Origin of the sequence: Nocardioides sp. NPDC006303 (assembly GCF_040613175.1) — a bacterium.
Classification (GTDB): Bacteria; Actinomycetota; Actinomycetes; order Propionibacteriales; family Nocardioidaceae; genus Nocardioides.
This window is the reverse complement of the sequence record NZ_JBEXRR010000002.1, coordinates 12596-31362: the sequence shown is the minus strand read 5'-3', so window position 1 is coordinate 31362 and position 18767 is coordinate 12596. Positions and strand designations below refer to the sequence as shown.

Annotated in this window: 18 protein-coding genes; 11 read left to right on the top strand and 7 right to left on the bottom strand. The window is 70.1% G+C overall.

Translation table 11 applies throughout. The features are described 5' to 3' along the window. Positions 1-8: 8 nt before the first annotated feature. Positions 9-2453: an aminopeptidase N gene (gene pepN / locus ABZY89_RS01665; RefSeq protein ID WP_355224128.1), complete on the bottom strand. Its 2445-nt coding sequence runs from the start codon at positions 2451-2453 to the stop codon at positions 9-11. Between the two features lie 222 nt (positions 2454-2675). On the opposite strand from pepN, the gene ABZY89_RS01660 reads away from it, so the two are divergent. Continuing rightward, the gene (locus ABZY89_RS01660; RefSeq protein WP_355224126.1) at positions 2676-3299 is read left to right on the top strand and encodes a 50S ribosomal protein L25/general stress protein Ctc; all 624 of its coding nucleotides are present in this window, start codon (positions 2676-2678) and stop codon (positions 3297-3299) included. Between the two features lie 7 nt (positions 3300-3306). After that, entirely contained in the window at positions 3307-3927 is a 621-nt protein-coding gene (gene pth / locus ABZY89_RS01655; protein WP_355224124.1) for an aminoacyl-tRNA hydrolase, read from the top strand. On the opposite strand, the gene ABZY89_RS01650 is transcribed toward pth, so the two are convergent. Beyond that, positions 3917-4513 carry a LuxR C-terminal-related transcriptional regulator gene (locus ABZY89_RS01650; RefSeq protein ID WP_355224122.1) on the bottom strand — a complete coding sequence of 199 codons (597 nt, stop codon included), beginning with the start codon at positions 4511-4513 and terminating at the stop codon, positions 3917-3919. The genes pth and ABZY89_RS01650 overlap by 11 nt on opposite strands. Before the next feature lie 432 nt (positions 4514-4945). Here ABZY89_RS01650 and ABZY89_RS01645 point away from each other — a divergent pair, with 432 nt between their 5' ends. The 5 genes from ABZY89_RS01645 (at position 4946) to ABZY89_RS01625 (ending at position 11101) form a co-directional block, all read left to right on the top strand. Beyond that, positions 4946-5938: a HAMP domain-containing sensor histidine kinase gene (locus tag ABZY89_RS01645; RefSeq protein WP_355224121.1), complete on the top strand. Its 993-nt coding sequence runs from the start codon at positions 4946-4948 to the stop codon at positions 5936-5938. Continuing rightward, the gene (locus tag ABZY89_RS01640; protein WP_091052720.1) at positions 5919-6611 is read left to right on the top strand and encodes a response regulator transcription factor; all 693 of its coding nucleotides are present in this window, start codon (positions 5919-5921) and stop codon (positions 6609-6611) included. The genes ABZY89_RS01645 and ABZY89_RS01640 overlap by 20 nt, the downstream gene beginning before the upstream one ends. Before the next feature lie 141 nt (positions 6612-6752). After that, on the top strand, positions 6753-8099 hold the full coding sequence (locus ABZY89_RS01635; RefSeq protein WP_355224118.1) for an exopolysaccharide biosynthesis polyprenyl glycosylphosphotransferase: 1347 nt from the start codon (positions 6753-6755) through the stop codon (positions 8097-8099). Between the two features lie 82 nt (positions 8100-8181). Then, positions 8182-10254, top strand: a complete 2073-nt coding sequence (locus tag ABZY89_RS01630) for a protein kinase (RefSeq protein WP_355224116.1) — start codon at positions 8182-8184, stop codon at positions 10252-10254. Between the two features lie 10 nt (positions 10255-10264). After that, on the top strand, positions 10265-11101 hold the full coding sequence (locus ABZY89_RS01625) for a 3'(2'),5'-bisphosphate nucleotidase CysQ (protein ID WP_355224114.1): 837 nt from the start codon (positions 10265-10267) through the stop codon (positions 11099-11101). Between the two features lie 3 nt (positions 11102-11104). Here ABZY89_RS01625 and ABZY89_RS01620 read toward each other — a convergent pair whose 3' ends face one another. Next, positions 11105-11590 (bottom strand): SRPBCC family protein, encoded by a 486-nt coding sequence (locus ABZY89_RS01620; protein WP_355224112.1) that lies wholly within the window; start codon positions 11588-11590, stop codon positions 11105-11107. A 43-nt stretch (positions 11591-11633) separates the two neighbouring features. Here ABZY89_RS01620 and ABZY89_RS01615 point away from each other — a divergent pair, with 43 nt between their 5' ends. Together ABZY89_RS01615 and ABZY89_RS01610 are read left to right on the top strand one after the other, a co-directional pair. Continuing rightward, positions 11634-12374 carry a dienelactone hydrolase family protein gene (locus ABZY89_RS01615; protein ID WP_355224110.1) on the top strand — a complete coding sequence of 247 codons (741 nt, stop codon included), beginning with the start codon at positions 11634-11636 and terminating at the stop codon, positions 12372-12374. After that, positions 12374-12871: a gluconokinase gene (locus ABZY89_RS01610; protein ID WP_355224108.1), complete on the top strand. Its 498-nt coding sequence runs from the start codon at positions 12374-12376 to the stop codon at positions 12869-12871. Before ABZY89_RS01615 ends, ABZY89_RS01610 begins: the two co-directional genes overlap by 1 nt. 156 nt (positions 12872-13027) lie before the next feature. Here ABZY89_RS01610 and ABZY89_RS01605 read toward each other — a convergent pair whose 3' ends face one another. Next, complete coding sequence (locus ABZY89_RS01605) at positions 13028-13927, bottom strand: crotonase/enoyl-CoA hydratase family protein (RefSeq protein WP_355224106.1); 900 nt, start codon at positions 13925-13927, stop codon at positions 13028-13030. 102 nt (positions 13928-14029) lie between these two features. Here ABZY89_RS01605 and ABZY89_RS01600 point away from each other — a divergent pair, with 102 nt between their 5' ends. Continuing rightward, positions 14030-15154, top strand: a complete 1125-nt coding sequence (locus ABZY89_RS01600; RefSeq protein WP_355224104.1) for a histidine kinase — start codon at positions 14030-14032, stop codon at positions 15152-15154. Further along, on the top strand, positions 15151-15819 hold the full coding sequence (locus tag ABZY89_RS01595) for a response regulator transcription factor (RefSeq protein ID WP_355224102.1): 669 nt from the start codon (positions 15151-15153) through the stop codon (positions 15817-15819). The genes ABZY89_RS01600 and ABZY89_RS01595 overlap by 4 nt, the downstream gene beginning before the upstream one ends. A gap of 12 nt (positions 15820-15831) precedes the next feature. On the opposite strand, the gene ABZY89_RS01590 is transcribed toward ABZY89_RS01595, so the two are convergent. The 3 genes from ABZY89_RS01590 to ABZY89_RS01580 all read right to left on the bottom strand — a co-directional run bounded on the left by ABZY89_RS01590 (position 15832) and on the right by ABZY89_RS01580 (position 18761). Next, positions 15832-16608, bottom strand: coding sequence for an ABC transporter permease subunit (locus ABZY89_RS01590; RefSeq protein WP_355224100.1), 777 nt, complete (start codon positions 16606-16608; stop codon positions 15832-15834). Then, positions 16608-17333 (bottom strand): ATP-binding cassette domain-containing protein, encoded by a 726-nt coding sequence (locus tag ABZY89_RS01585; protein WP_355224098.1) that lies wholly within the window; start codon positions 17331-17333, stop codon positions 16608-16610. Before ABZY89_RS01585 ends, ABZY89_RS01590 begins: the two co-directional genes overlap by 1 nt. Before the next feature lie 96 nt (positions 17334-17429). Beyond that, a complete protein-coding gene (locus ABZY89_RS01580; RefSeq protein WP_355224096.1) occupies positions 17430-18761 on the bottom strand; it encodes an LCP family protein in 1332 nt (443 codons plus the stop codon). Between the last annotated feature and the right edge of the window lie 6 nt (positions 18762-18767).

Sequence of the window (18767 nt, the reverse complement as noted above, 5' to 3'; positions counted from 1 at the left end):
AGTGGTTGCTACTCGCGGTCGTCGAAGTGGTCCTCCCACGACCGCCGCAGGATCGTCGGTACGTCGCCGGCCAGGGCCGTGCGCAGCGCATCGAGCTGACCGTCATCGAGAGCGATCCGCGGGAAGGCGCGCCCGACCTCGATGGCGAAGGCCTGACCACGGGTGGCCAGGGCCGGCGCCTCGGCGAGATAGGCAGTGACGTAGGGACGCAGCAGATGCGCCTGCTCGGCGATCCACATCCCCGATGCCAGCGCCCCGAAGCGACGGTTGTCGACACCGGGGGCGAGCATCGCCTCCCAGGCGGCGTCCTTCGCGCTGGTCGAGGGGCGGGCGGCGAGGGCGCGAAGCGCCCCGAGGTCTCCCTCGGCGGTGCCGTCCCGGTCGCGCTCGGTCGCGATGAAGCGCGCGTCGGCCTCACCGAGCGAGGCGAGACGTACGATCGCCGCCCAGCGTGTGGTCGGCAGCAGCGGGATGCTGCCCCCGACCTTGTCGGCGTCCAGCCAGCCGCGCAGCAGCTCGGCGTCCGCGCTGGTCGCGGCCAGGGCCGCGGCCCAGGCCAGGGCCCGCTGCTCGTCGTCCGCGTACGCCGCCAGGCCCGCGGCGGACGCGGCGGCGACCCGCGCGACCGCTCCAGCCGCGCGCGAGGCCGGCACCCGCTGCGGGATCACCACGGAGCGGCTCTCGGCGAGCACCCCCTCGATGATGTCCGCCCGGGTCTCGGCGGGCAGGTGGGTCTCGACCAGGTCGAGGTAGTCGTCGGCCGACAGGTCACGCGATCGCACCCGGAGGGCGGTGGCGGACCAGAGCACGGCACGTACGAGCGGGTCCTCGAGCCGGGAGAGCCCGCCGGATAGCGCCTCCCACGATCCCGGGTCGAGGCGGAGCGCGGCGAAGGTCTCGCCGCCGGCGTTGGGGACAACGACGAGCCCGGCGAACTCCGGCAGCGGCACCGGCTCGGCACCCAGCTCGATCCGCTTGCGTTTCACGAGCCGGAGCGAGGAGTCGTAGCCGGCGACGGTGAACGCATGCGGCCGGCTCCCCTCGCGCTCCAGGACCGGCACGTCCCCGTCGCGCCGCACCGATACCGTGTCGAACCCCGGGCGCCGCAGCCACGCGTCCACCCACCCGCGTACGTCCTTCGGCGAGCTCGCCGCGAGCGACTCGACGAAGTCGGCCAGGGTCGCGTTGGCGAACCGGAAGCGGGTCAGGTGGCGGTTGACCCCGGCCATGAACTCCTCGTCACCGAGCCAGAAGGCGAGCTGCACCAGGCAGGCTCCGCCCTTGGCGTAGGAGATGCCGTCGAAGATGGTGGCGGCGGTGTCCACGTCGGGTACGTCCACGGCCAGCGGAGCGACCGGATGGGTCGAGCGGCGGGCGTCGGAGCGGTAGCCCCACGGCTTGCTCCCGATCTCCACCTCGACCCGAAGGTCCGAGAAGCCGGCCCCCGCCTCCGCGACCCGATAGCCCATGTAGTCGGCGAACGACTCCTGCAGCCAGGTGTCCTCCCACCAGGTCATCGTCATCGAGTCGCCGAACCACATGTGCGACATCTCGTGGGCGATGATCACCGCGCGGATCGCCCGCTGCGTGTCGGTGATCGCGCCGCGCGGCAACAGCTCGTCGCGGTAGGTCACGCACCCCGGCATCTCCTGCGCGCCCCAGTTGAGCCCGGGCACGAAGACCTGGTCGTAGGAGTCGAAGGGATAGGGCTCGTCGATGAGGTCGGCGTAGTGGGCGAAGCACGCCTCGGACGTACGCCGCAGCTCGTCCGCGTCCCGGTCCAGCTCTGCCGCCAGCGACCGCCGGGCATGCCAGCCGAAGTCGAGGCTCTCCCCGGAATCGAGCGCGTACGTCCACCGCACCGAGTGCCACGGCCCGGCGGCAACGACCAGCAGTGCCGGCGGGATCGGGGGAGTGGTGGCGAAGACCCAGCGTCCGGCGTCGTGCAAGACGACGGAGCCGTTGGCGAGGACGGTGTCTGCCGGATCTGCGGTGACCGCGACCGCGAACGACGCCTTGAGATCGTTCTGGTCGAAGCAGGCGTAGACCTTCGAGGCGTTGTCCATGCCCAGGTAGGCGGACACATAGCGCGACCCGTCGACGGGGTCGGTGAACGTGTGCATCCCGTCGCCGTCGGTCGTATAGGGCAGCGTCGCGGTCACCTCCACCTCGTTGACCGCCCCGTCGGACAGCCCGGTCGAGAGGCCGGTCGACAGCCCGGTCAGACCCACCCGCCGACCGTCGTACGCGGCCTCGACCGCCTCCCCGTTGACGACCAGCGACACCGCGATGGCGCCCTTCAGGTCCAGGAACGTCTCGGCGACCGTGGAACGGAACCGGACCCGGGTGTGGCTCCGGAAGGTCTCGGGACCGGTGAGGTCGAGATGGAGCGAGTAGGAGACGGAGCTGAGCACGCCGGCCCGTGTGCGGGCCTCGTCGAGTGTGAGGGACACGACCTCCAACGTACGTCCTCGCAGGTCAGCACGCGCGCGCATTTCGCTGTGAGCGTGATCCGGGGATAGTCTGTGGCAGTTGCCTCGGCGAGGGAGCGCATCGCGCTCCGTGATCGACAAGGTGGACGTCTCTTCGGGAGACGCCGTGCCTTCGTCGCACGGCCTTCGTTGGACCAGCCGGGCGCCATTGACGTCAGCACCACTCATCGAGGAGTTCAACGCATGTCCAGCGAGAAGATCGTCGCCGAGAAGCGCACCGAGTTCGGCAAGGGTGCCGCTCGCCGCATCCGCCGTGAGAACAAGATCCCTGCGGTCGTCTACGGCCACGGCGCCGACCCGATCCACCTGAGCCTGCCGGGCCACGCCACCATGATGGCGCTCAAGAACCACGGTGCGAACGCTCTCCTCGAGCTCGACATCGACGGCAAGGTCCAGCTCGCCATGACCAAGCAGGTCCAGGTCGACGACGTCCGCCGTGTCATCGAGCACGTCGACTTCGTCGCCGTCCGCGCCGGCGAGAAGGTCACCGTCGACATCACCGTCCACGTCGTGGGCGACGCGATCTCCGGCACCATGGTCGTCACCGACGCCAACACCCTGACCGTCGAGACCGAGGCCACTCACGTGCCCGAGAGCATCGAGATCAGCGTCGAGGGCCTCGAGGCCGGCACCCAGATCCTCGCCGGCGCCGTCGAGCTGCCGAAGGGCACCACCCTGGTCACCGACCCGGAGGCCCTGGTCGTCAACATCACCGAGGCCAAGACCATCGAGGAGCCCGCCTCCGACGAGGCCGCCGAGGGCGAGACCGCTGAGTCCGCCGAGGACGAGGCCTCCAACGGCGAGTGACCGACCGGTGACCGATTCGGTGACCGACGGCGTCTGGCTGGTCGTCGGCCTGGGCAACCCCGGGCCGACATACGCCGGGCACCGTCACAACATCGGCTATCTCGTCACCGACGAGCTGGCCAACCGGCTGGACGGCAAGTGGCGCGCCCACAAGTCCGGCCGTGCTGACGTCGTGGAAGGGCGGCTCCCGGGTGCCAGAAATGGACACAGCCCGGGGCTGCCCGGCCCACGTGTCGTGCTCGCCCGTTCCCGGACCTACATGAACGAGTCCGGCGGGCCGGTCAAGGCGCTCGCGACCTTCTACAAGGTCCAGCCCGACCATGTCATCGCCATCCACGACGAGCTTGACATCGCCTTCGACACGATGCGGGTCAAGCTGGGCGGTGGCGACAACGGCCACAACGGCCTCAAGTCGATGCGGTCCTCCCTGGGCACCGGCGACTTCCACCGGGTGCGCGTCGGCATCGGCCGCCCGCCCGGTCGCCAGGAGGTGCACGACTTCGTGCTCTCCAACTTCTCCACCGCCGAGCGCAAGGTGCTGCCGTTCGTGGTCGACACCGCTGCCGACGCGATCGAGACGCTGATCAACGAGGGCCTGGAGAAGACCCAGCAGCGCTTCAACTCCTAGGCGGCCGCAGATACCGGTCGTACGCAGCGACCGCGGCCAGCTGGGAGCCGACCTCGAACTTCCGCAGGATCGACTTCACCTGGGTCCGCACCGTCGTCTGGGCGACGCCGAACTGCGCCGCGATCTCGGCGACGGTGGCCCCGTCGTAGAGCAGCTCGAGCACCTCGTGCTCGCGCACGGTGAGCGAGCGGACCAGGCGGTGCATGCGCTCGCGACCGTCCCGGAGCAGGTGCCACTGCGCGATGAGCCCCTCGGCTTCGCTCGGGGTGTGCCCGCGCCGTCCTTCGGCCGCGTCGCGCAGCGTGTCCTCGATCGTGTCCGAGCCGGTGTCGGCGGAGAGCACTGCGACCGCACCGGCCTCGAGGAGGGCACCCCAGAGGCCGCCGCGCGGGGCTGGAGTCAGCACAACCGCGGGCAGGCGCACGCTGCGGACCAGGTCACACACCTCGCCGAGATGGGTCCAGCCATCGAGGTCGGTGACCACCAGCCAGGCCGAGGGATCTCCGCCGAGCAGCTCGTCGGGGCCCGCGATGGTGGGAGCAGTCGCCGTGACGGTGATGCCGCGCTCGTCGAGTGCAACCGTCACGGCATCGAGGGTCATCGTCTCGTCGGCTGAGACAGCAACCCTGAGTCGTACGGTCGAGCCTGCCATGTCTGCCGCGCCGTTCGGTCGTCTCGGGCCTCACCAGATCTCCCTGGGGGTATGGCTATTCTGGGCAGTCTCAGGCGTAGATCGGAAACCTGTTCTACACAGCCCCAAGTTTGGGGATGACCTGGGACAACGTGTCCCGCAATGTAGTTTGTGGACGACCTCGAAATTCTATGACTCCTCAATTCTCGGTATTGGCCCGGAATGCGGTCACGTGGCGATACGGTGCTGATTACGTTGCCTTGTAAAGGTTTCGGTCACATCATTCAAATTGGGACGGCCCGACAAGCTCGGGCTGGGGGAGCAGGGCCTGGACACGGCCCTATTCGGGACTCATACCTCACTGGCCGACCCGACCTGGGGAGCAGTATGTCTACGTCCATTTTCCAGCGGATCAACTCGGGTTGGTTAACCACCGCCTACGCAACGACCACCGCCGTCTTCATCGGTATCCAAAGCTTTCTGATCGCCGTTCTGCAGGGACCTTGGGTCTCTTTCCACGCTCACGGAGCAGTCCTCTGGGCCATCCTCACGGCCATCGTCGTCACCACCTCGCTCGTCGCCGCCGCAGCGCTGCTGTTCGGTGGCGTGCGCATCTACAGGCGTGTGTGCGCGGCGGAGGCGAAGGCGGCTGACGAGATCTACCACGACCTGCTCAGCGCGCGTGAGACCCAGCGTCTCCACCGGGCCCGGATGCACGAGGTGACCTCGACCCTCGCCGGTGTCCGCTCGGCCAGCGAGCTGCTGTGCAACTCCGAGACGCTCGACCCGGAGCGTCGTGTCGCGATGATGACCATGATGGGCAGCGAGCTCAGGCGCCTGGAGCGCCTCGTGCGTGCCCAGCGTGGCGGCGCGGACACGATGCCGATCGACGTCGGCGTGATCGACGTCGACGCGGTGGTCCACAACCTCGCCCTGGCTCATGAGGCCAGCGGCACCACGGTCGTCCACGAGCCCAGCAACGCGCTCGCCGTGGGCAGTTCGGACGCGGCCGCGCGAATCATCAACATTCTTCTCGACAACGCGGCCAAGCACGGCTCCGGCGCTGTCGACGTCACCGTCCGGCACGAGCCGGGCGAGGCCGATCAGATGGTCGTGATCGAGGTCTCCGACGACGGCCCCGGGGTCGCCCCCGAGGTGCGCGAGCGGATCTTCGAGTGGGGTGTCCGGGGGCCGGACTCGGCCGGCCAGGGCATCGGGCTCAACGAGGCCCACACCGTCGCCGATCGGATGGGCGGCTCGCTCCGCCTCGCCGCCGCGGACCGTACGACCTTCGTGGTCACCCTTCCCAGCGCCGTGATCCAGCGCCCCACCGCAGAAGCAGACAAGGAAGGCGCCTCCGATGACGTTGTCGCCGCGTAGCCAGTACCGAGTAGTCATCGTCGAGGACCATGTCCTCTTCGCCGAGTCGCTCGAGCTCGCCGTCTCGATGGAGGGATACGACGTACGCCGCATCCCGATGCCCAGCGAGCCCGTCTCCACCGCCACTATGGTCTCCGTCGTGCTCCGCAACAAGCCGAAGGTCGTGCTCCTCGATCTCGACCTGGGCCGCTACGGCGACGGCGTACGTCTCATCGAGCCGCTGGCCAAGGCCGGCGTCGACGTGGTCGTGGTGACCGGTGCGATCGAGGAGGCGCGCTGGGGTCAGGCGCTGCGCAACGGCGCCCGCACGGTGCTGTCCAAGTCCCGCCCGCTCGGCGAGATCCTCGGCACCGTCAGGCGGCTCTACCAGGGCGCCTGCGTGCTCGCGGTGAGCGACCGCGAGCGGCTGATCCGGGTCTGGTTCGAGCGCCAGCACGAGGTCTCCGAGCTGAGCCGCCGCATCGAGCTGCTCACCAAGCGCGAGTCCCAGGTCCTCGGCCATCTGATGCTCGGCCGCACCGTCCACGAGATCGCCGTCATCGGCGTCGTCTCCGAGGCGACCGTGCGCACCCAGGTGAAGTCCATCCTCGCCAAGCTCCAGGTCACCTCCCAGATCGCCGCCGTCGGACTGGCCCACCGCCTCGGCTGGCGGTCCCCGCAGTCGCTGGAGTGAGACGACTGGTCTGGACCAGTGGGTTCCGGTTCCCTCATTTGGTCTAACCGGACCCCCATCGGCCCCCAACGACCGCTTTCTTCCCGCATTGTTCTGGCATGAAGTAAGCGTTCGGGCGCCCAGCAGCTATGGGGGAGATTGATGACGATAGAGCTGGCGTCGGTGGAGACAGTAGTCCCGCTCGACATCAACCGCCGGAGGGTGTCCGCGAAGGCACCCTCCCTTCGGTTGCAGGCCTCGATGGTCGACGGGCTCGCGCTGATGGTCCTCGCGCCGTTGATCGTGGGACAGGAGATCGTCCCCGCGCTGGCGTGGGGTCTGCTCTGGGGACTGGCCACCAGGATCACCGCGCCGAAGATCCTGCCCGGCGCCGAGCGTCTGCGGGCGACGGTCTCGGGGGTCTTCAAGGCGTTCATGGCGATGAGCATGTTCACCTGGCTGTTGGGTGCGGTGGTCGAGCTGCCGCAGGCGCAGCTGGTCGCGCAGACCATCCTCGGGCTGGTGACCGCGCTCGCGTTCCGGATCGTGGGCTACATTTTCAGCTCCCGGCCGCGCACCCCGCTGCGGGTCGTCGTGGTGGAGGCGGCTCATGACCACGGCGTGATCCCGGAGTGGACCCACCGGCTCAGCGGCGGCCTGATGGAGGCGGCGGCGGTCTGCCGAGCCGACGGGCTCTCCGGCGCGATCGCCTCGGTCGCTCCCGACGCCGTGCTGGTCGTCCCCGGGCCCGACCTGGCCGGCCGCGAGATCCAGCGGCTGGCCTGGACGAGCGAGTCCTTCGGCCTGCCGCTGCTGGTCAGCACCCGGATGCAGGACGTGACCCCGCAGCGTACGTCCTCGATGCGGCTGGGCTCGATGACTCTTCTCTACGTCGACGAGGCCCTGCGGGCGCGGCTGACCCGGGTGGCGAAGTACGTGTGGGAGTGGCTGGCCGCGGCGGCCGCCGTCGCCGTGCTCCTCCCGGTCTTCGCCGTGATGGCGGTCGTCATCAAGGTCGACTCTCCGGGGCCGGTCTTCTTCCGGCAGGTGCGCGTCGGCCGAGGCGGCAAGCAGTTCCGGATCTGGAAGTTCCGCACCATGGTCGTCGACGCCGAGTCGCTGCTGCGCACGCTCGACCACCGGCCGGGCCACGTGCTCTTCAAGCTCCGCGCGGACCCCCGGGTGACCCGCGTGGGACGGGTGCTGCGGAAGTACTCCATCGACGAGCTGCCGCAGCTGTTCAACATCGTGCTGGGCCAGATGTCGCTGGTCGGGCCCCGGCCGGGTCTGCCGAGCGAGGTGGCGATGTACGATCGGGACTCTCATCGCCGACTTGCGGTTGCACCCGGTCTGACCGGGCTGTGGCAGGTCTCGGGGCGTTCGGACCTCTCCTGGGAGGACACGGTCCGCCTGGACCTGGACTATGTGGACAACTGGACGCTGTTGCGGGACTTCGGAATCGTCGTTCGTACAGTCAAAGCTGTTGTGCGTGGCTCTGGCGCCTACTAGTGAGTGTCGCCTAAACTCCCAGGCCGTTGTGTGAGCAACCCAACACGTACGAACAACTGGATCCTCGACGGGAACGTCCCCCATGCAAACCTCCCCCCACCCCATGATTGCCGGCCGTTATGAGCTGCACCGCCTGATCGGGCGAGGCGGCATGGGCGAGGTATGGCAGGCCATGGACCTCACCCTGCAGCGCTGGGTCGCGGTCAAGGTCGTGAGGACGTCGGCCGACCCGACGATGATCGAGCGGTTCCGGCGCGAGTCGCTCTCCACCGCGGCCGCCAGCCACCCCGGCACCGTGCAGGTCCACGACGCCGGGATCGAACGCACCGGCAACGGGCCGATGGCCTTCCTCGTGATGGAGCTCCTGACCGGCCCCGACCTCGGCGAACGCCTGCGCTCGCACGGCCCGCTGATCGCCCGGGAGGCCGGTGAGGTCATCGTCCAGGCCGCGCGTACGCTCGCCGCGGTCCACGCGCAGGGGATCGTCCACCGCGACATCAAGCCGTCCAACCTCGTCTACGACAGCGACCGCAGGATCAGGATCGTCGACTTCGGGATCGCCCAGCTCGCCCGGCTGGGCGACCAGCGGCTGACCTCCACCCACGACGTGGTCGGGAGCCTCGGCTACCTCTCGCCCGAGCGTGGCTCGGGTGGCGAGGTCGGTCCGCCGAGCGACATCTACTCCCTGGGCTGCGTCTTCTACGAGATGCTCACCGGCCACACCCCCTACTCCGGTGGCGCGCCGGCGACGATGGTCTACCAGCACGCCACCGCGCCCATCCCGCGGGTCAGCGGTGCGGTCCAGGTGCCGAAGATCATCGACGACCTGGTCGCGATGATGATGGCCAAGGACCCCGAGCAGCGGCCCAGCGCTCACGACGTCGTCGCGGTGCTCACCGGCTCCGGCCCGCTGCCCGTCTTCGACGCGCAGGTGCCCAGGCAGCGTCCGATGCACGCGTCGGGTCCGATCCGCACCTCCGGCGCCTACGAGGCTTTCGGCGGGAGCGGCTCGTTCCCCGCAGCCGGGACCGGGTCGACCGGTGCAACCGGCTCGTCCGAGGCGTTCGAGCGGATCGGGGCGAGCGGGTCGTTCTCGACCGGCGGGTCACGGGTGGCGAAGCGCTCCGGCGCCAACCGGACGTTGAGCATCCTGCTGGCGGTGGCCCTGGTCGCTGTCGCGGTCGGCGGCGTGGCCACCTTCGCCTCCTTCCGGAGCGCATCGGAGACCGGCCGGGCGGCCGCTATCAGCGAGGCGCTCCCGGAGACCATCGAGCTCGCCGTCGACGTGATCTTCGAACGGGACGCGCTGCAGCCCGTCGCACAGGCACCGGTCAACGTACGCTCCACCTACCTGCACACGACCGACCTCGCGGTCGAGGAGTGGCGGACGGCGGCGGCCGAGATCGACGTCGACGGTGACGCTGAGCTGCGCAGACTCCACCACGACATCACCGAGGTGCTCGACGACTTCGAGCTCTACCGGGTCGAGATGCAGGAAGGCGACCGGGCCAGCCAGGACGCCGCTCGCGAGGTCTACACCGCCCTGGCCAGCAACCTGCTGATGCTGGCGGGGCAGGTGCCGGAGCTGGAGGACAACCAGACCGGCGACCAGGTCCGCAACCTCAGCAAGCTGACGCAGGCGGCGGAGGCGTTCAGCATCGAGCGGGAGCTCATGGTCGTCGCGCTGTCCGAGAACGAGATCGGTACGAAGTCGGTCAAGGAGCTCACCGACGCGGAGGCCGCCTGGGTGAAGGCGTCCTCGGCGTTCTACTCGGGCGCCTCGCCCGAGCTCCAGGCGGAGCTCGACCGGGTCTCCGACGGCACCTTCGACAAGGGCTCCGGCGCGATGATGGTGCAGCGTACGGTCCGCGATGTCGCCGCCAAGGGCAGCATCGAAGGTGTCGCCACCGAGCTGCGGGCGGCGTCGAAGGGCGAGCCGATCGTCCGCACCTGGTCCGACGGCGCTGTCGCATACATCCAGAGCCTTCTCGAGGTGATCCTGAAGTCGGCCGAGACGATGGCCAACGACGTCACCGACGAGCACGAGCGTGCCAAGACCGGGCTGATCCTGCGCGCGGTGCTGACCGGGGTGGCGCTGGTCGCCGCGATCGGGCTCGGGCTGGGGCTTTATCGGACTCGGCGGTCGGCTGGATAGAGTTCCGCGGGTGACTTTCGAAGCGGAGCCCGAGAAGATTAAGCAGAGCGTTCCTGGTGTGCCTACGACCGAGATCCTCGCCTCCGATCACCTGCTGGCCGCCTGGCTGGCCGAGACCGCCGGTCGCCGGCTGCTCGAGGTGCGTGCCACCTCCGGCCTGGAGGGCAAGGAGCTCAAGGACGCCGGTGACCTGGCAGCCCACGAGCTGCTGATGGAGCTCGTCGCCGAGTACCGCCCGGAGGACGCCGTTCTCTCCGAGGAGGGCAAGGACTCCAAGGAGCGGCTCACCAAGGACCGGGTGTGGATCATCGATCCGCTCGACGGGACCCGTGAGTTCTCCGAGCCGCCGCGCGACGACTGGGCGGTGCACGTGGCGCTGTGGGCCTCCTCCAACGACGGGGAGCTGATCGCTGGCGCGGTCGCGCAGCCGGCCCTGGCCGACGCCTCCGTGCAGAGCACCTTCCACACCGGTGCCGCCCCGGTCGTGCCGCCGTCGACCTCGAGCCGTCCCCGGATCGCCGTCTCCCGCAGCCGCCCGCCGGCGTTCGTGGAGGCGCTGGCCGAGGAGCTCGGCGCCGAGCTGGTGCCGATGGGATCGGCCGGCGTGAAGATGATGTCGGTCGTACGCGACATCTCCGACGCGTACGTCCACGCGGGCGGGCAGTACGAGTGGGACTCCGCCGCCCCCGTGGCCGTCGCCGCCGCTGCCGGGCTGTTCACCTCCCGCATCGACGGCTCGCCGCTGCGCTACAACCAGGACGACGTCTACCTGCCCGACGTGATCGTGTGCCGCCCCGAGCTCTCCGAGCAGATCCTCACCTTCATCAAGCGCAACGGGGTGGAGTGAGGCTCACGAGGAGAGCAGCATCTCCTCGAGCGACTCCAGGCTCTGCCGGGCGTAGCCCTTCCACATCCACCCGAAGACGGGCATCGCGTACGACGTCGCCTGGGACGTGGGCGTGACGTCCCAGGACCAGGTGACCCGGGTGCCGGTGCCGGCCGGGGCGAAGGACCAGCGCCCGGCGACGTGGCCGACCAGGAGCTTGAGCGGGCCCGAGAGCGGCGTGATCTCGTAGGAGAACGTCGAGGGGCTGTCGATGCCGGTCAGGGTCTCGCGCATCGTCGCGCCGTCGGCGAGGACGATCGTGCGGGTCTCGCCGACGGCATCCCAGCCGCCGGCCTGGTCGCGGACCTCGGCGATCGGGCCGATCGCGGCGTACCGGCGACCGAAGATCTGCGGCAGCGGCGCCGGGAGGACGCGGGCGAGGGCGGTCTCGTACGCGACCGGGATCGCTCGGGAGGATTCGAGGTGCAGTGCCTCTGGGTGCTGAGTCATGGGGACGAGCATGGCATCAAGGTGCTGCCGGTAGCGTGAAGGCGTGGTCGAGCAGATCGAGATCGAGACACCTGACGGCATCGCCGAGGCCTATCTGGCCCGGCCCGAGAGCGCACCGAAGGGCGGTGTGCTCGTCTACATGGATGCCATCGGCCTCCGGCCGCGGCTGGCCGACATGGTCGAGCGGGTCGCCTCCTGGGGCTACGTCGTGCTCGCGCCCAACACGTTCTACCGCGACGGCAGCGTGGCGGAGCTGGCGCCGACCGGAGACCTCCGCGATCCCGCCGCCAGGGACGCATTCTTCGCCGGAGGCGCGATGAACCGGGTCCGTGGCCTCACCGTGGACCGGCTGGCGATCGACATCCCGGCGTACGTCGAAACCCTCCAGACGTACGTCACCGGCCCGCTCGCGACCCACGGCTACTGCATGGGCGCGCGGCTGGCGGTGCGGACCGCGGGGCGGTTCCCCGACGAGTTCGTCGCGGTCGGCGGCTTCCACGGGGGCGGGCTGGTCACCGCGGACGCCGCCTCGCCGCACACCTGCATCGCGGGGACGAGGGCGGAGTACTACTTCGGGCACGCCGACCACGACCGCTCCATGACGCCGGAGAACGTCGAGGACCTCAGCAGGGCGCTCGACGACGCCGGGGTGATCTACACCAACCTCATCTACCCCGACGCCCCGCACGGCTACACGATGGCGGACACCTCCTCCTACCAGGAGGCAGGGACTCATCGGCACTTCACCGATCTCGAGGCGCTCTACGCCCGTACGATGGCGTGATGGCGAAACCGGTACTTGTCGTGATGGGAGTCTCGGGCTCGGGGAAGTCGACCATCGGAGCGGCGATCGCAGGGCGGCTGCGGGTGCCGTTCGAGGATGCCGACGACCTGCATCCGCAGGCGAACATCGAGAAGATGACCGCAGGGATCGCGCTCGATGACGATGACCGCTACCCCTGGCTCGAGGCGGTCGGGGAGTGGCTCGCCCGGCACGTCGAGCGCGGTGGCGTGATGGGCTGCTCGGCGCTGAAGCGGAAGTATCGTGACCAGCTCCGCCGGCACTGCCCGGAGGTGACCTTCCTCCATCTGGAGGGCACCCGCGACGTGATCGCGAGGCGCCAGGCGAGCCGACCCGGCCACTTCATGCCGGCCGCGCTCCTGGACAGCCAGTTCAAGACGCTCGAGCCGCTCGAGCCGGACGAGGCCGGGATGGTCGTCGCCGTCGACCAGCCGGTCGACGCGATCGTCGAGGAGTACGCAGGCCGGATCGGCGCCTGATCGGCACCGAGATGCGGCCGACACGCGCCCATCTCGGGTTGGGCACTGCGTGCCGGCCGCGGCCACACCCGGGTGAGGGACCAGCGGGCGGGCCCACTTTCGACCGTAGCCCAGGATCCGGCCCCACAACAGGGGGTCAACGACTATCGCTGCAGGTCAGCCCGTAAAAATCTGTCCGTAGAACACGTCCGGGACCTCGGACGCCTTCGAGGTGAACTCCGGCGCCCGCTTCTCCAGGAACGCGGCGACTCCCTCCTTGCCGTCACCGATCGAGGCGTAGAACATCGCCAGCGAGTCGGACAGGTGGGCCTCGAGCGGGTGGCGTGCGGAGGCGTTGCGGGTGATCAGCTGGCGCACGAGCGCGGTGGCGACCGGCGACCGGTTCTGGGTGAACCTCCGGGCCAGCTCGAAGGCCGCGGGCAGCAGCTCGTCGGGCAGGTGGATGCTGCGGACGAGACCGCCGTCGAGGGCCTGGTCGGGCTCGAGGATCTCGGCGGTGTAGAGCCACTCCAGGGCCCGGGGGACACCCACGACGCGTGGCAGGAAGTAGGACGAGCAGGCCTCAGGAACGATGCCGAGCTTGCCGAAGACGAAGCCGATCTTCGCCTTCGAGGAGGCCAGCCGCGCGTCCATCGCGCACAGCATCGTGGCGCCGATGCCGACCGCCGGGCCGTTGATCGCAGCGATCACGGGCTTGGGAAGTGCGTGGATCGCGAGGGTGACCTTGCCGCCCGTGTCGCGTACGCCCTCGGCGTACTCGGGGTGGTTGGCCGGGTCGGCGAGGTGCTCGGCGAGCCTCTCGGGCGTCGGGTGCAGCGACTCGTCGAGGCCGAACACGTTCCCGGAGGCGGAGAGGTCCATCCCGGCGCAGAACGCCCGCCCGGCGCCGGTCACGATGACCGCGCGCACCTCGTCGGCCATCGCGTCGGTGGTGAAGACCTCCTCCAGCTCGCGCGCCATCGTCACCGTGAACGAGTTGAGCGCGTCGGGTCGGTTGAGAGTCAGGAGCGCGATGCCATCGGTGTCCACGTCGAAGGTCAGGGTCTCGTAAGCCATGGGTCACAGTCTGTATTGCTTCCGTTCGGCTGCGGAAGGGTGGGTCTGCCTACTGACGAAAGTCGGTACAGCCCGGGCGAGACGGCAACTACCGTGGTGAGCGTGAGTCTGCTGCGCCGGCCCCGGGCCCTCGAGTCGATCCTGTCGGGCGTCCTGATCGTGGCGGTCGCCGGCGAGCACCTCTACATGAGCGATGCCGGCCACCCGCAGTGGTCGGGCTGGTCGGCGCTGGTGGGAGTCCTCGGCGTCACGCTCGCGATGTGGGTCCGGCAGAGGCAGCCTGCCGTAGCGGTGGCGCTCGTGTGCGCGCTGGTCGGCGGCACGGTGGTGGCCAACGACGGGTGGGTCCTGATCAGCTACATCGCGTTCGCGGCCCTGGTGAGCTTCCTGGTCGGCAGATGGGCCGACCAGGTGTGGCCGTCGGCGGTCGTGGCGGGCGTGGCCGTGGTGGCGCTGACCGTGCTGGATGCCGTCGTCAACGGCGGCGGGGTGCAGGTCGCGATGGCCGGCAACATGATCATCTTCATGGCGCTGCCGTGGCTCAGCGGCCGCTACCTGCGCCAGGTCGCCCGCAACCATTCGACCGAGATCGAGCAGGCCCAGCTCGCCGAGCGTGCCCGGATCGCCCAGGAGATGCACGACTCGCTGGGCCACGAGCTCAGCCTGATCGCGCTGCGTGCCGGTGCGCTCGAGGTGGCACCTGGGCTCACCGACGCCCACCAGCAGGCGGCCGGCGCCATCCGCGCGGCCGCAGCCGGGGCCACCGAGCGGCTCGGCGAGATCGTCGGTGTGCTCCGCCCCGCCGCCGAGGAGGCGCCGCTGGCCCCTGCCGCGGCCGGGATCGAGGGCCTGGTCGAGCGTGCGCGCGAGTCGGGGATGGACGTACGCCTGGAGGGATCGCTCGACGATGGCGAAGGGGTGCGGGACGTCGCCGCCCATCGCATCGTGCAGGAGGCGTTGACCAACGCGGCCCGGCACGCTGCCGGGGCGCCGGTGACGGTCTCGGTCGAGACCGGAGCCGACGGCGTACGCCTCTCGGTGACGAACGGCCGGGCGACCCTCCCTCCGCGCGCCGGGGCCACCACCGGTCTCGGCCTTGCCGGGCTGGAGGAGGCGGCCCGCGCCGCCGGAGGCACGCTGCGCCACGGCCCCGCCGCCGGCGGCGGGTTCGAGGTGGTCGCCGATCTGCCGGCCCGCGCGGACCAGCGGCGCGGGGTGCGCCTGTGATCCGGGTGCTGCTGGCCGACGACGAGGCGATGGTGCGGGCCGGCGTACGCGCGATCCTGGAGACCGACGAGGCGATCGAGGTGGTCGCCGAGGCCGCCGACGGGCGCGCGGCGGTCGAGGCGGCCCAGCGCCACCGGCCCGACGTCGCGCTGCTCGACGTCAGGATGCCGCGGATGGACGGTCTGGCAGCAGGGGCGGAGATCGCCCGGACCGCCCCGGAGACCGCGCGAGTCATGCTGACCACCTTCTCCGAGGACGCCTACATCGCCCGGGCCCTCGGCGACGGGGCGAGCGGATTCCTGCTGAAGTCAGGCGATCCCCGCGAGCTGCTCGCGGGCGTGCACGCGGTCGCCGACGGCGCCGCCTTCCTCTCGCCACGGGTTGCCCAGCGCGTCATCGCCGAGCTCGGCGCCGGGGCTGGTGACCGGATGTCGCGGGCCGCGGACGCGCGGGCCAAGGTCGCCGCCCTCACCGACCGCGAGCGCGACGTGATGGCGCTGGTCGGCGCCGGGCTCTCCAACGCCGAGATCGGTCGCAGTCTCCACCTCGTGGAGGGGACCGTGAAGGCCTATCTGAGCAGCGCGTTCGGTCGTCTCGGCGTACGCAACCGGGTGCAGGCAGCGGTCCTCGCCCACGAGGCAGGGCTCGTGAGCGAGGACCGCTAGCAGGCGGAGGCCTCAGGCGTCGCGCCGGCGGAACACCAGGTAGCCGGCCAGCAGCGTGGCCACGGACCAGGCGGCGAAGAGCCCGAGCCCGCCGCTGCGGCCGTAGGGGAGTCCGTCGGAGAGCCCGAAGAGGGTCGCGATCCCGATGCCGAGGTATTCCGTGCCCGCCGTCCCCGGCAGGTAGTAGGACACGTCGGTCATCAGGTCCATCCCGCTCATCATCAGCACCATCGGCAGCAGGAAGAGCACCAGGAACGCCACGACCAGCGCCCCGGCGGTGCTTCGCAGGCCGACCGCGAGCCCGATGGCCAGCGCGACGACCACGCCCATGTAGACGCTGATCTTCGCGGCCACCGTGGCCACCGAAGAGACGTCGAAGACGCCGTAGTCACCCGCCGTCAGGTAGCCGAGGCCGGCACCCAGGACGGCGAGGAGCGCTCCTGCGACCAGCGCGACGGCCTCGACAACGATCAGCTTCGAGACCAGCACCCTGCCGCGCCGGGGCTCGCACTGCAGGGTCGTACGCATGCTGCCGGACGCGTACTCCGAGGTCACCGTCAGCAGAGCGAGCGCGATCAGCGCGAACTGGGTGAACAGCAGCCCTGCGGTGGCGACCTCCTCGACATGGAGCAGCTGGTCGGCGTGGGACAGGTTCGGGTTCGGCTCGGCGGCGTCGAAGCCCAGCGGGACCGAGTAGAGCGCCATCAGCGCGGCCGCGCCGATCAGGCACCACCAGGTCGAGCGGACCGACCAGAGCTTGGTCCATTCGGACGAGATCGAGGCAAGCATCAGGCCACCTCCGTCCCGGTGTACTCAACGCTCCCGGCCGTCAGCCGGAAATAGGCTTCCTCCAAAGAGCCGTGCCCGGCGACGAACGACTCCAGCGAGGAGTCCGCGAGCAGCCGCCCGCGGCCCAGGACGACCAGGTGGTCGGCGGTCTGCTGCATCTCGCTCATCAGGTGGCTGGAGACGAGGACCGTACGCCCCTCCGCGGCGAGCGACCTCAGCAGCTTCCGGATCCACATCACCCCGTCGGGATCGAGCCCGTTGACCGGCTCGTCGAAGAGCATCACCCGCGGGTCGCCGAGCAGCACGCCCGCGATCCCGAGCCGCTGGCTCATCCCGAGCGACAGGCTCCCGGCCCGGCGCCGGGCGACGCCGGCGAGACCGACGCGCTCGAGCACGTCGTCGACCCGGGCCACCGGGATCGAGTTGCTCCGCGCCATCGCCACCAGATGCGTACGCACCCGGCGACCGGGATGCACCGCCTTGGCGTCGAGCAGCGCGCCGACCTCGCGCAGCGGGCGCCGCAGCGAGGCGTACGGGCGGCCGTCGATGGTGGCGGTCCCCGACGTCGGCCGGTCCAGGCCGAGGATCATCCGCATGGTCGTGGACTTCCCGGCGCCGTTGGGGCCGAGGAAGCCGGTGACCCGGCCGGGCTCTATCTGCAGGGTGAGATCGTCGACCGCGGTGGTCGCGCCGTATCTCTTGGTCAGGTGGTCCAGAGTGATCATGCCTCGAACCTAGGGACGTACGCGGCCGGGCACAGTGGACGAAAAGCAGCCGTCCCTACCGACGAAGGTCAGTAGGGACGGCCGGGGTGGAACGGGCTACTCGGGCAGACCGGTCGGCGTGCAGATGTCCGCCGGGATCTGGTCGACGGTGTCCTCCTTGATGTGGCCGAACATCGTCAGCGCGTCGTCCTTGCGCCAGTGGACTGCGAAGTCGCTGATCGGGACGCCGCAGGTCATCGCGGAGCCGCCGGCGAGCGCCTTGAACGCCAACAGGAACTTCGCGCCGCCGATGACGCTCATGCCCTCGCCGACCTTGAGCCCGGCGGCGCCCTCGCCCATCTCGGCGAGCTTGAACGGGTTCAGCAGCGTGGCCGGGCTGGTGGCCTTCTTGCCGATCGCGGAGATGACCTCGGTCTGGTTGGCGCCACGACCCAGGTCGCCGTCCTCGGCCGCATAGCGGGACCGCGAGTAGGCGAGCGCGGTGACGCCGTCGGCCTCCTGGCAGCCCTTCTCGACGTCCAGGCCGGCCTTGGGGTCCTTCATGGCCTTCTTCGGGCAGATCTCGATGCCACCCACGCCGTCGACGAGCCGGGCCAGACCGCCCATGCCGATCTCGACGTAGCCGTCGATGCGTACGCCGGTGTTCTGCTCGATCGTCTGCACCAGCAGCTCGGGGCCGCCGTAGGCGAACGCCGCGTTGATCTTGGTCTCCCCATGACCGGGGATCGGCACGATGGAGTCGCGGGGGAGGGTCACCACGATCGTCTTGCCGCCGCCGGTGTGCAGCAGCTTGATGGTGTCGGTGCGGCTGCCCGCGGCGTCACCGGTGGAGAGCTTCTTCTTCTCCTCGGCGGTCAGGCCCTCGCGGGAGTCGCTGGCGACGATGAGGTACGTCGTGCCCGGCTGGTCCGCGGGCCGCTCGCCCGCGGTCGGCTCGTAGGGGACCTTGTCGACCTTGTTCCAGGCGCTGATGCCGATCCAGGCGACCGCGCCGACCAGGATCAGCACCGGGATCATCACGATGGCGACGAACCGGCGGAACGGGTGGCGCTTCTTGGGCTTGGGCTGGCGGCCCCCGCGACCGCCGTAGCCATCGCCCGGACCCCCATAGCCACCGTTGCCACCGTTGCCGCCGTACTCGCTCGGCTGGTTCCAGTCCTGGTTGTAGCCCTGGTTGTAGCCCTGGTTGCCATACCCGCCCTGTTGCCCTGGGGTCGGCGCGATCTGCCCCGGCTGGGGCAGCGGCCGGTCATAGCCGCCACGCGGCGGCGCCGGAGGCGGCGCGCCGCCGGACGGGCGCCGGACGGTGGGCATGACGTTGGTGGGCTCGGGCCCGGAGGGCTGAGCATGCTGGCCATTGCCGTACGCCCAGCCGTACTGCTGCGACCGGGGATCGTTGGGGCTGCCAGGGTTGCGGGGGTTTGGCATGCGCTC